Origin of the sequence: Massilia sp. PAMC28688, from assembly GCF_019443445.1 — a bacterium.
Taxonomy (GTDB): domain Bacteria; phylum Pseudomonadota; class Gammaproteobacteria; order Burkholderiales; family Burkholderiaceae_D; genus Telluria_A.
This window is the reverse complement of the sequence record NZ_CP080378.1, coordinates 3352890-3365653: the sequence shown is the minus strand read 5'-3', so window position 1 is coordinate 3365653 and position 12764 is coordinate 3352890. Positions and strand designations below refer to the sequence as shown.

Here is a 12764-nt window from a genome sequence, read left to right as displayed (position 1 = left end):
CACTGCCATGCTCAACAGCCCCCTTACCGCCAGCGCCAGCTACCAGGCGCTTGACCAGCTTGCCCCCGCTGCCCGCCAGTGGCAACTGCGCGATCTGTTCGCCGCCGACGCCAACCGCTTCCCGGGCATGACGGTGGATGCCGCCGGACTGTTTCTAGACTATTCAAAAAACCGGATCGACGCGCGCACGCTTGAACTGCTCATTGGACTGGCGCGCGAGCGTGGCGTGGAAGCGCGGCGCGACGCGATGTTCCGGGGCGAACGCATCAACCTTACCGAAAATCGGGCTGTCTTGCACACCGCCTTGCGCGCGCCGCGCAGCGAAGCTCTGGTCGTGGACGGCAAAAACATCAGCGACGACATTCACGCAGTGCTGGAGCGGATGCGCAGCTTTACCGACGACGTGCGCGCCGGGACCTGGCTCGGGCATACGGGCAAGCCGATCACCGACATTGTCAACATCGGCATCGGCGGGTCGGACCTGGGCCCCAAGATGGTGTGCCTGGCGCTGCGCCAGTACGCCCACCCGCGCCTGGCGATGCACTTTGTATCGAATGTGGACGGCCACGACATGGATGCGGCGCTGAGCCGGGTCAACCCCGAAACCACGCTGTTCATTGTCGCCTCCAAGACCTTTACCACCACCGAGACCATGATGAACGCGCAGACCGCGCGCGCCTGGTTCCTGCAGCACGCGTCCGAGGATGCGCTGGCGCGCCACTTCGTGGCCGTCTCCACCAATGTGGACGCGATCAAGGCCTTTGGCATCGATCCGGCCAATATGTTCCCATTCTGGGACTGGGTGGGGGGGCGCTACTCGGTGTGGTCTGCCATCGGCCTGTCGGTGGCGCTGTCGGTCGGTTACGGCTACTTCAGCGACCTGCTCGCCGGTGCCCACGCCATGGACACCCATTTCAAGGAGGCGCCGCTGGCGCAGAACATGCCGGTCCTGCTGGCCATGGTCGGATTCTGGAACCGCCAGTTCCTCGGCTGCGGCTCGCTCTCGATCGCGCCCTATCACCAGGACCTGAACCGCTTCCCCGCGTATCTGCAGCAGCTCGACATGGAAAGCAACGGCAAGCGTGTCACGCGCGGCGGCGAACCGGTCGACACCCCCACCTGCCCGGTCGTGTGGGGCGACTGCGGCACCAATGGCCAGCATGCCTACTTCCAGCTGCTTCACCAGGGGACCGACATCACGCCGATCGACTTCATCGCCGCCCTGCGCCCCGCGCACGAATATGCGAACCATCACAGCGCGCTGCTGGCCAACTGCTTCGCCCAGTCCGAAGCCTTCATGCGCGGCAAAACGGAATACGAAGTGCGCCAGGACCTGCGGGCCCAGGGCCTTTCCGGCGACGAGATCGAGCGCCTGGTGCCGCACAAGACCTTCCCCGGCAACCGGCCCAGCAACACCATCCTGATGGAGTACCTGAACCCGTACACCCTGGGCGCGCTCATTGCCCTGTACGAGCACAAGACCTTTGTGCAGGGGGTGATCTGGGACGTCAACAGCTTCGACCAGTGGGGCGTGGAACTGGGCAAGGTGCTGGCCAAGCAGATCGAAGCGGAATTGACGGGCACTGCGCGGCCGGAGCAGCATGACAGTTCCACCAACGGATTGATCCAGATGGCCAAGGCTGCCGTCTGATACCAGGAACACGAACATGAGCGACGAATTTGAAGTAGTCCACGCCGCGCCGATGCAGGTCGGCGAATGCCCGCTGTGGCACCCGGCCGAGCGCAACATCTACTGGGTCGACATAGGCGGCTTTGCGGTCCACCGTGTGCACCCGCTGACGGGCGAACACCGCGCCTGGCGGATGGACAGCGAACCATCGGCGCTGGCCCTACATCCGCATGGAGGCCTGGTGGTGGCGCTGCGGCGCGGCTTCGTCCACCTTGACACGGCCAGTGGCGAAGTCACCACCATCGCCCCGGCGCCGTACGACAGCAGCGTGGCGCGCTTCAACGACGGGCGCGTCGACCCGGCCGGGCGCTTCTGGGCCGGCACCATCTACGAGCCGCGCGACCGCCAGGCGGCGGCCATGTACTGCCTCGAAAGGGGTGAAGTCAGCCTCAAGTGGGAAGGCGGCATGACCAACTCCAACGGGCTTGGATTTTCGCCGGATGGGCGCAGCATGTACCATGCCGACACCACCAGCCACCGGGTCGACCGCTACGCCTTTGATGCCGCGCGCGGCGTAGCATCGGAGCGCCAGGCATTCCACCAGTTCTCGGCCGACAAGACCAGCAATTATGGCGGGCGTCCAGACGGCGCCGCGGTCGACAGCGAAGGCGCTTATTGGTGCGCCATGTTCGAGGGCGGGCGCGTGCTGCGCTTTTCGCCGGACGGCGAACTGCTGCGTGAAATCGTGCTGCCGCTACGCTGCCCGACGATGGTGGCCTTTGGCGGGGACGACCTGCGGCGCCTGTACATCACCAGCGCCAGCCATGGCCGCAGCGACGCCGAGCGCGCCGCCTATCCGCTGACAGGATGCGTGCTGTCGCTGGCGGTGGACGTGGCCGGCCGCGAAGAACCGATGTACGTCCCTTAGGCAACATCCCAAATCAATTTCCTCCAACCAGGGTCAGACCACTTAAACGCACCAAAATCAATTTCCTACCGCCAGGGTCAGACCACTTAAAACCGCGAAAAGCAATTTTTCGCGGCGTGCTCCGGCCATGTCACTGGGCGAGGGCCGCATTCGGGGCCACAGTTCGCCCCTGGAAGCCTGCTTCTGCTGGACCCGCGCAAGTCTGCTTTCGCCTCCGGCTGCCCGGAGGCAATATTCCTCAATCAATTTCCGCCGCTCGCTATGTCGCCACGGCATGAAATGTTGCTGAAATCGTTGCTTTCTCAGCGTTTAAGTGGTCTGACCCCGCCTGTGGGAAATTGATTTTTCGGCGTTTAAGTGGTCTGACCCTGGTGGGAGGAAATTGATTGGGGGGCGGCGGCGCGCTGAACAAAGAACAGCATTACCCAATGAACGTTACAATGTACGGACGCTACCCCCAAGGATATGCAGATGACCGAGCAAGGCGCCAGCGCCAGTTCCGCGATACCCCGCATTCCCGATGACACGCTGGTGCAGATTGCCGGCCGCATTGCCCACCTGGGCGGCTTCATCGTGGACCTGGCGGCCGACCGCGTCTTCTGGTCCAACGAGGTCTGCGATATTTACGGCGTGCCGCACGGGACCACGCCCTCGCCCGCCGACACCCTGGCCTACTACCCACCCGAATGGCGCGCCCGCGCCACCCAGGTCTATCTCGATTGCGCCGAACGCGGCATCGCCTTTGACGAGGAGGTCCAGATCCTGCGCACCGATGGCACCCGTAAATGGATCCGCGCCACCGCCCACGCAGTGCGCGACGCCGATGGCAATGTGACCGGCCTGGAAGGCGCCCTGCAGGATATCGATGCGGCCAAGCACGCCGACCACGAACGCCGCCTGCTCGCCAACCGCCTCACCACCACGCTCGAGAGCATCACCGACGGCGTGGTGATGGTGGACCGCCAGTGGCGCTTTACCTTCATTAACTCGGTGGCAGAACGCCTGCTCCACAGCCCGCGCGAGCAGGTGCTGGGCACCAGTCTCTGGGACCGCTTTCCCGAGGCCGTGGGCGGACGCTATTACGAAGAATATCACCGCGCCATCGCCACCAACTGCTCCACCTCGTTCGAGGAGTATTACGCGCCCCTGGACCTGTGGACAGAAATCCGCGCCTATCCGTCCGAGGAGGGCCTGGCCATCTATTTCCTCGATATCCGGGAGCGCAAGATGGCGCAGGACAAAATCCACGCCCTGGCTTACTACGACAAGCTCACCGGCCTGCCCAATCGCGAGCTGCTGCTGGCGCGCCTGGAAGAAGCGGTCAGCACCAACCGCGAGCTGCAGCGCCACCGCGCCCTCCTGATCATCGACCTCGATAACTTCAAGAGCATCAACGACACCCGGGGCCACGAGAAGGGCGACCAGCTGCTGCTGCTGGTGGCATCACGCCTGCGCCGCTGCATCACCAACACCGATCTGGTGGCGCGCTTCGGCGGCGATGAATTCGTGATCGTGCTCGATGACCTGGGCACCGAAGCGCAGGCTGCCGACAAGGCAGCGCGCCACGCAGCCGGGCAGCTGCTGACCTGCTTTGCGGCCAGCTTCGACATCGATGGCATCGCCTTGTACAGCAGCGCCAGCATCGGCGTCACGGTGTTCGATGGCGAAGCACTCACCCCCGACGAACTGCTCAAGCGCGCCGACCTGGCCATGTACCAGGCCAAGGCCGCGGGCCGCAACGGCTTTGCCATGTTCAGCCCCGAAATCGCGTCACGCCTGGCCGACCGTGTGGCACTCGAGCACGACCTGCGGCGCGGCCTGACCAGCGGCCAGTTCCTGCTGCATTACCAGCCGCTGGCCCGGGTGGGCGGGGCCATGACCGGGGTCGAAGCCCTGGTGCGCTGGAACCATCCGGTGCGCGGCCTGGTCCCGCCCAACGACTTCATCACGCCGGCCGAAGAAAGCGGCTTGATCCTGCCCCTGGGCCAGTGGGTCATGCACACGGCCTGCAGCCTGCTCGCCTCCTGGGCCGCCGACCCGGCCACGTCGCACCTGACCATGGCTGTCAATGTCAGCGCCCACCAGCTGTACCGCGCCGACTTCGTGGCCCAGGTCATGACGGTGCTGGCCGCTACCGGGGCCTCGCCCCATCGCCTGAAGCTGGAACTGACCGAGAGCCTGCTGGTCAACGATGTCGAGGGCACCATTGCCAAGATGGTGGAGCTCAAGGCCGCCGGCGTGCGCTTTTCGCTCGACGATTTTGGCACCGGCTATTCGTCGCTCTCCTATCTGTACCGGCTGCCCCTCAGCCAGCTCAAGATCGACAAGAGCTTCGTGCGCGATGCCATCGGCGGCCAGCAGGGCGCGGCCATCGCGCACACCATCCTGGCGCTCGGGCGCACACTGCGCCTGTCGGTGCTGGCCGAAGGCGTGGAGACGCGCGAGCAGCATGATTTCATCGCCGGCGCCGGTTGCGCCGAGTACCAGGGCTACTTGTACAGCCGCCCCCTCGACGAAGAGCGCCTTGCCCAGTTCATGGCAGCGGCCCTGCCCCGCCACCCGGCCTCCGATCCGGCAGTTACCCTGCCCTGGTAACCGGCGGTCATACGTGCGCGAGCGAACACACTGAACTGTTAAACTGGCAACTTTACGGGACGGACCAGCCAGGCCGCTCGACCACCCGATCGCACTGCCGCGATGCACCGGCATTTTAAGGACTTAAACATGGACACGATCCTGAAAACAGGGATTACCGGCCTCGATGAAGTGCTGCGCGGCGGCCTGCCGCGCCAGAACAATCTCATGGTCGAAGGGGCGCCCGGTTCCGGCAAGACCACGCTGGGACTGGGCTTCATTTATGCAGGCGCCGAGCAATGTGGCGAACCCGGGGCGATTGTCTCGTTCGAACTCGATGCCGCCAAGCTGCTGCGCGACGCCGCGGGCTTTAACTGGGACCTGCAAAAGCACATCGACGCCGGGCGCATCAAGGTCATCCAGACTTCGCCCGCGGTGCTGCTCAACGAATTTCGCAACCCCGACGGCGCCTTTGCCGATGCCCTGCGCAACATGGGCGCCCGGCGCCTGCTCATTGATGGCCTCACCCCCATGCGCCTGTACGCCGAGATGCATGACATGCCGTTTCGCGAAGACCTGCACCTGCTCATCGAGGGCATCAACCGCCTTGGCGTGACCACGCTGGTGACGGCCGAACGCGATGAGTCGCTTGGCACCGTGCCGGCCCACGAACGCTTCGTGTTCGACACCATCATCTCGCTCACGCGCGAGGAAAAGAACCGCCGCGTCCAGCGCCGCCTCACGGTGCTCAAGTCGCGCGGCCACGATTTCATCGCCGGCAGCCACACCATGCGCATCGAGGGCGGCAAGGGCATTCACGTCTACCGCCGCGCCCAGTCGCGTCCCATGGTCTCGCAAGACCAGCCAACGTCCGGCCAGCGCCTGTCCACCGGCTGCGAAGCCATTGACGAGATGATGGATGGCGGACTGTATGAAGGCTCCGTGACCATGGTCAGCGGCATTTCCGGCACCGGCAAGACGGTACTGTCGGTGCAGTTCCTGCGCTCGGCCATCGCCGCCGGCCACAAGACGCTGCTGGTGAGCCTGGACGAACACCCGCGCCAGCTGATGCGCAATGCCGACTCGCTCGGCATGGACATGACGGGCATGATCGAGCGCGGCGAATTGTTCGTGCACTACGAGTCACCCCTGGAACTGGAACTGGATGTCCACTTCGACCGCATCGTCAAGCTGATCGAGGAACATGGGATTGACTGCGTGGTCTTCGATTCCTGCGCCGTGTACGAAATGACCAGCCCGACCGAAGTGGCCGATTATCTTTACGCGATCGCCACCTACTGCAAGGACCGGCTGGCCACCGTTTTCTTCAATTACGAAAGCCCGGAACTGCTTGGCCTGTCGCAGATCAGCCAGGAACTGAAGGGTTCGCACCTGGTCGACAACATCATCCTGCTCAACTATGTGGAGATCTCCACGCTCTTGCGGCGCGCGATCGCCATTCCCAAGGTGCGCGGCAGCCGCAATCGCCAGGTCACGCGCGAATACCTCATCGGAGAAGGCGGTTTGTCCCTGCTGCCCGAAGATATGGGCGCCAATCCCTCAGATGCCGTCCCGCAGTTGCCGTTTTCGTCGTATTATGGCCTGCTGTCGCGCTCACCCTCGCGCCAGAGTCCGGCGATCGAGGACGCCGTTGCCAACGGCACCAAAATGCCTGAATCGATCGACCTGCCCACCCAAGACAACCCGTGATCAGCATTGCCCTGCCCGACGATACCTTAACCGACTGGAACAGCTGGCGCACGCCGCTGGACCAGTTTGCGCAGGCGTCGGGCCTGACGGTGTGCGCCTACGACATCCAGTGCGGCCGCCAGGTGGGCCCCTTCATGACCTCACGCACCTCGCGCCTGCTGGAAAGTGGCCTGTTCTGGAAGGACGATGGTGCAGCCACTGCGCTCGAACGGCGCCTGGTGGTGAGCGTGCTGGCCAGCGACCAGCCGGCGCAGGACAGCATATGCGGCATGCGTGTTTACGCCATTCCCCTCAAGCTGCTCGGGCAGGTGTACGGCGTGGTGACCTTTGGCTGGGTGTTTGCCGATTTCAGCTCGCCCATGGAGTGCGAGCAGCTCGCGCTCAAGGCTGGCGTCTCGGGCCAGCGCCTGTGGAACGAGGTGCGCCTGCAGCCGCCGGTCTCGCAGGCGCGCATGCAGACCTATACCGCCTTGCTTCATACCCTGGTCGATACCATCGACCGCCAGCGCGAAACCATCGGGGAACTGTCGCGCGTCAACCGCACGCGCGACCTGTTCCTGGCCACGGTATCGCACGAAATGCGCACCCCGCTGTCGGCGCTGTCGATGCGCGTGGAGCTGCTCTTGAAGACCCACGCCGATCTGCCGGAACCTGTGGAAAGCGCGCTGCGGGCGATGCGCGTGCATGTGCGCCAGGAGGCGGCCATGATCGATGACCTGATCGACGCCGCCCGCACCCTGACCGGCCAGATGTCGATCGAGCGCACAGCGCTGTCGCTGGGCCGGGTGGTGCGCGACGCGGTCTCCACCATCGAGGGCCATGCCCACGAAAAGGCGATCTTGTTTACCATCACCCCGGCCGACCGCGGCGACAGCATCACGCTGGCCGCCGATGGCCGCCGCCTGCAGCAGGTGCTGTGGAACCTGCTGCTAAATGCCATCAAATTTACGCCGGCCGGGGGCTCGCTGCGCCTGGCCATCGCGCGCGGCGCGACGCATGTGGAAATTGCCGTGATCGACAGCGGCCAGGGCATAGCCGCACCCGATATCCACCACGTCTTCGGCGCCTTTACCCTGCAGACCGAGGGCAATGCCACCGGCCTCGGCCTGGGCCTGTACATCGCCCGCCGCATCGTGGAACTGCATGGCGGCACCCTGACCGTCACCAGCCCGGGCCGGGACCAGGGCAGCACCTTCACCATCCGCCTGCCCCTTACCTGACGATCGAGCCGCAGTTGCGTAGTAAAATTACTTGCGTGCGACATATTTATGTAGTAAATTTACACAACCAGCCGGCACCCCGGTTCGCGTGCGCCGCACCCTTGCGTGCGCCAGGATCGGCATGATGGCGGCATCATTTATCACTCATTCATTCACGCACCTCTACTCTGCGATCACACCATGGCTCTTACCGATTTTGACCTCGTTCTCTTTGGCGGCAGCGGCGACTTAGCGATGCGCAAGCTGCTCCCTGCGATGTACGCGCGCGATATCGCCAACGACCTGCCGCCGACGGCGCGCATCATCTGCGTGGGCCGTCACGAGTGGTCGCAGGAAGAATTCCTGGCCACCGTCGAGAGCACGTCCAAGCCGCACATCAAGGCAGCCATCAATGACAAGGGCTGGAGCCGCTTCACCCAGCGCATCGTGTACGCCTCGCTTAACGCCACCGACGCTTCCACCTACGCGCCGCTGGTCGAGGCCCTGCGCGCAGACGACAAGCTCACCCGCGTCTACTACCTGGCCACCCCGCCCCACCTGTTCGCGCAAATCTGCGACAACCTCAAGGAAGCGGGCCTGGCCACGCCCAATTCGCGCGTGGTGCTCGAAAAACCGCTTGGCCGCGACCTCGAAAGCGCCAAGCAGATCAACGCCGAAGTAGGCAAGGTCTTTGCCGAATCGCAGATCTACCGCATCGACCATTACCTGGGCAAGGAAACGGTACAGAACCTGCTGGCGCTGCGTTTCGGGAACATCCTGTTCGAGCCGCTGTGGCGCCGTGAATGGATCTCCGACGTGCAGATCACCATCGCCGAAAAAATCGGCGTGGGCAACCGCATGGGTTACTACGATACGTCCGGTGCACTGCGCGACATGCTGCAGAACCACTTGCTGCAGCTGCTCTGCATCGTGGCCATGGAACCGCCTACCTCGATTGCGCCAGACGCCGTGCGCGACGCCAAGCTGCAGGTACTGCGCTCGCTCAAGCGCTTTACGCCCACCACGCTGGCGCAGAACATCGTGCGCGGCCAGTACCGCTCCGGTCATGTCGACGGCAAGGCAGTGCCGAGCTACCGCGACGAGCCGGATGCGCCGCAGCAGTCAAGCACCGAGACCTTTGTCGCCATCAAGGCAGAAATCGATACCTGGCGCTGGGCCGGCGTGCCGTTCTATCTGCGCACCGGCAAGCGCATGGCGGACAGCCTGGCCGAAATCGTGGTGCGCTTCAAGCAGATCCCGCATTCCATCTTCAACCAGCCAACCAGCAGCTTCCAGCCAAACAGCCTGGTGATCCGTTTGCAGCCGGACGAAGGCCTGTCGATGAACCTGATGGCCAAGACGCCGGGCGACAGCATGCGCCTGAAGCAGGCAGAACTCGAACTTGACTTCCGCGAGCAGTTCAAGACCCCGCGCATGGACGCCTACGAGCGCCTGCTGCTGGACGTGCTGCGCGGCCAGCTTACCCTGTTCATGCGCGGCGACGAGCTGGAAGCGGCGTGGGAATGGGTTGAACCAATCCTCGACCACTGGGAAGAGGACGACAGCGTGCCGATCCCGTATTCGGCCGGCACCTGGGGCCCTGCCGCAGCCAGTGCCCTGATCGGGCGCGATGGTCTTCAGTGGCGCGAAGAAGCGCTGCCTGAAGACTGACAACAGCTCTTCGCCAAAGGCCGCAATCCAGTGCTGTTAGATTCCATCCGCACCCAGCTCGACTCGCTCTCCAAATCGGAGAAAAAGGTCGCCATGGCAGTGCTCGAACATCCTGCCGCCACGGTCAGCCAGAACATTACCGCGCTGGCCCGCAGCGCGCAGGTGTCCGAGCCGACCGTGGTGCGCTTTTGCCGCACCCTCGGCTACGATGGCTGGCACGAGTTCAAGCTCAAGCTGGCCCAGGGCCTGGCGCTGGCCCTGCCCGGCGTGAACGAAGCACCGGCCCAGGACGACCTGGCGTCGGACCTGGTCAACAAGATCTGCAGCCGCTCCATCAACACGCTGCTGGACCTGCGCAATAATTTGAATCCCGAAGCCGTGCAGCGCGCGCTCGATATCCTTTCGCGTGCCAGCAAGATCGAGTTCTACGGCCAGGGCACGTCCGGCATCGTCGCCACCGACGCCCAGCACAAGTTCTTCCGCTCGGGCGTGCCCACGGTGGCCTACGCCGATCCCAACATCCACAGCATCGCCGCTGCGCTGCTGCGCGAAGGCGACGCGGTGGTGGCTATTTCGCAGCGCGGCAACAGCCCGGCCCTGGTGCGTTCGGTCAAACTGGCGCGCCGCGGCGGGGCCGACGTCATCGTGCTGGCGCCCTCCGGCACCCCGCTGGCGGACCTGGCCACAGTGCTCATTCCCATCGACCTGGTCTTCAACACCGATCCCTACACACCCATCTCGGCGCGCCTGGCCTACCTGGTGGTGATCGACGTGCTGGCCGTGGGCCTGGCGCTGCAGCGCGGTCCGGAATTTCGCAAGAAAATGCAAAACGCCCAGAAGGCGCTGCAGGAATTCGACATGCAGTTCGATTCGTTCATCGGCTAGCTTGTAAAATACGGCCTTTGTATTTTCCTCATTTTCCTCTATCCCAGGCCAACCATGCACATCACTCCCGCAGCCGCCCTCAAGCCCGATTACGCCATGCTGCGCCGCCAGGTCGAGAGCATTCTCGACGGCGAGCGCGATCTGGTGGCCAATGCCTCGCAGTTTTCCGCCTTCATCTACGACACCATCGCCGAACTGAACTGGGCAGGCTTCTACCTGACGCGCCCGAACAAGCAGGGCGACGGCAAGGAACTGCTGGTGGGCCCGTTCCAGGGCAAGGTGGCCTGCGCCCGCATTCCTTTTGGCCGCGGCGTGTGCGGGGCCGCCGCCGCGCAGCGCGTCACGCAGCTGGTGCCTGACGTGCATGCCTTCCCTGGCCACATTGCCTGCGATTCGGCCTCCAACGCCGAAATCGTCATTCCCTTGCTGAAAAACGGCGAAGTGCTGGGCGTGTTCGACATCGACAGCCCCACGCTGAACCGCTTCAGCGCCGAGGACCAGGCCGGCCTGGAATCGCTGGTTGCCGCCTTCATGGCCGCCACCGACTTCTGATACGCGCGCCGGTTTGCGCGCGCGGAGGTACAATGTTTTTTTGACCTCATTGCACCGGCGCGAACATGAACCAGCTCGAACAACTCAAACAATTCACCACGGTCGTCGCCGATACCGGCGACTTCCAGTCCATCAAGCAATTCACCCCGCAAGACGCCACCACCAATCCCTCGCTCATCCTCAAGGCCGTGCAAAAGCCTGAGTACAAGCACATCCTGGACAAGGCCATCAAGGATCATCCCAAGCTCTCCACCGGTGAAATAATCGACCGCGTGCTGGTCGCCTTTGGCATGGAAATCCTCAAGATCATCCCGGGCCGGGTCTCCACCGAGATCGATGCCGCCCTTTCCTTCGACACCCACGCCACCGTGGCCAAGGGCCGCGAACTGATTGCCCTGTACGAGGCTGAAGGCGTCGGCCGCGAGCGCGTGCTGATCAAGATCGCCTCCACCTGGGAAGGCATCCGCGCCGCCGAGATCCTGCAAAAGGAAGGCATCCGCGTCAACATGACGCTGTTGTTCGCCCTGCCCCAGGCCATTGCCTGTGCCGAAGCCGGCGCCCAGCTCATTTCACCCTTCGTCGGCCGCATCTACGACTACTTCAAGAAGCAGACCGGCGTCGATTACATGGGGGCGGAAGATCCGGGCGTGCAGTCGGTCAAGCGCATCTACAATTACTACCGCAAGTTCGGCTACAAGACCGAGGTAATGGGCGCGAGCTTTCGCAATACCTCGCAAATCCTGGAACTGGCCGGCTGCGACCTGCTCACCATCAGCCCGGAACTGCTGCAGCAGCTGGCCAATACCGAAGGCAAGGTCGAACGCAAGCTGGGCGGCGAGGGCGGCGCCGTGTCGATTGAAAAAGTCGCGCTCGACGAAAAGACCTTCCGCTTCATGATGAACGAAGACGCCATGGCGTCCGACAAGCTGGCCGAAGGCATCCGCGCATTCTGCGCCGATTCGGGCAAGCTCAAGCAGATCATCAGCGGCATGCGCTGATCAGGCGGCAGGCGAGCACCGGGGCCGCCCGCGCTTACGCTTCGAGGCAGGCCAGGTGGGTATCGACCACCTGCCCGCCCACCTTGAGCAGGTCGAAACTCTGGTCCAGCAGCCACAGCCGCAGCAGCCCATCGAGAATGGCCCACAGCCCCAGCGCCACCGCCACCGGGTCGGCATCCTTTTTCACACTGCCCTTGGCGATCCCGTCGCGCAGCGCAGCCTCGGTCCGTGCCATCCACATTTCCTGGTTTTGTTTGCGGCGGATGCGCACCGAATTGAGCTCGTCCGTAAATTCCATCTTGAGCGTGGCGATCTCGAACACGCGACGCGCCTGCGGATTTTCCACCGTCACCCGAAAGCACGCCAGCATATGCTCGCGCAGCGCCTGCAGCGGTTCGAGCGGGTTGGCTTCTTCCATCTGCTGGCGCGCCGCTTCGAGCGGCATTTTGACGCGCTCCATCATGGCGTTGAACATCTCGCCCTTGTCCTCAAAATGCCAATAAATGGCGCCCCGCGTCACGCCGGCGGCCGTTGCGATATGCTGGAGGGTAGTCGCCGAGACGCCCTGTTTCACGAACAGTTGTTCAGCTGCATCCAGAATACTGTGCCGTGTTGCC

At 63.9% G+C, this 12764-nt stretch carries 10 protein-coding genes; 9 read left to right on the top strand and 1 reads right to left on the bottom strand.

Features of this window, described 5'->3' with window-relative positions; all coding sequences use genetic code 11:
- The first annotated feature begins 7 nt into the window (after window positions 1-7).
- The 9 genes from pgi (at window position 8) to tal (ending at window position 12147) form a co-directional block, all read left to right on the top strand.
- Window positions 8-1651 carry a glucose-6-phosphate isomerase gene (gene pgi, locus KY495_RS15015; protein WP_219880202.1) on the top strand — a complete coding sequence of 548 codons (1644 nt, stop codon included), beginning with the start codon at window positions 8-10 and terminating at the stop codon, window positions 1649-1651.
- A gap of 16 nt (window positions 1652-1667) precedes the next feature.
- Window positions 1668-2558, top strand: a complete 891-nt coding sequence (locus tag KY495_RS15010) for an SMP-30/gluconolactonase/LRE family protein (protein ID WP_219880201.1) — start codon at window positions 1668-1670, stop codon at window positions 2556-2558.
- A 471-nt stretch (window positions 2559-3029) separates the two neighbouring features.
- Window positions 3030-5153, top strand: a complete 2124-nt coding sequence (locus tag KY495_RS15005) for a bifunctional diguanylate cyclase/phosphodiesterase (RefSeq protein ID WP_219880200.1) — start codon at window positions 3030-3032, stop codon at window positions 5151-5153.
- 129 nt (window positions 5154-5282) lie between these two features.
- Window positions 5283-6842, top strand: a complete 1560-nt coding sequence (locus tag KY495_RS15000) for an ATPase domain-containing protein (RefSeq protein WP_219880199.1) — start codon at window positions 5283-5285, stop codon at window positions 6840-6842.
- A complete protein-coding gene (locus tag KY495_RS14995) occupies window positions 6839-8062 on the top strand; it encodes a sensor histidine kinase KdpD (protein WP_219880198.1) in 1224 nt (407 codons plus the stop codon). Before KY495_RS15000 ends, KY495_RS14995 begins: the two co-directional genes overlap by 4 nt.
- Window positions 8063-8242: 180 nt before the next feature.
- Window positions 8243-9712, top strand: coding sequence for a glucose-6-phosphate dehydrogenase (gene zwf / locus KY495_RS14990; RefSeq protein ID WP_219880197.1), 1470 nt, complete (start codon window positions 8243-8245; stop codon window positions 9710-9712).
- A 30-nt stretch (window positions 9713-9742) separates the two neighbouring features.
- Window positions 9743-10597, top strand: a complete 855-nt coding sequence (locus KY495_RS14985) for an SIS domain-containing protein (protein WP_219880196.1) — start codon at window positions 9743-9745, stop codon at window positions 10595-10597.
- A gap of 54 nt (window positions 10598-10651) precedes the next feature.
- On the top strand, window positions 10652-11149 hold the full coding sequence (locus KY495_RS14980) for a GAF domain-containing protein (RefSeq protein WP_219880195.1): 498 nt from the start codon (window positions 10652-10654) through the stop codon (window positions 11147-11149).
- Between the two features lie 65 nt (window positions 11150-11214).
- Entirely contained in the window at window positions 11215-12147 is a 933-nt protein-coding gene (tal, locus tag KY495_RS14975) for a transaldolase (RefSeq protein WP_219880194.1), read from the top strand.
- Between the two features lie 34 nt (window positions 12148-12181).
- On the opposite strand, the gene KY495_RS14970 is transcribed toward tal, so the two are convergent.
- The gene (locus KY495_RS14970; RefSeq protein ID WP_229518317.1) at window positions 12182-12721 is read right to left on the bottom strand and encodes a TetR family transcriptional regulator; all 540 of its coding nucleotides are present in this window, start codon (window positions 12719-12721) and stop codon (window positions 12182-12184) included.
- Window positions 12722-12764: the final 43 nt, after the last annotated feature.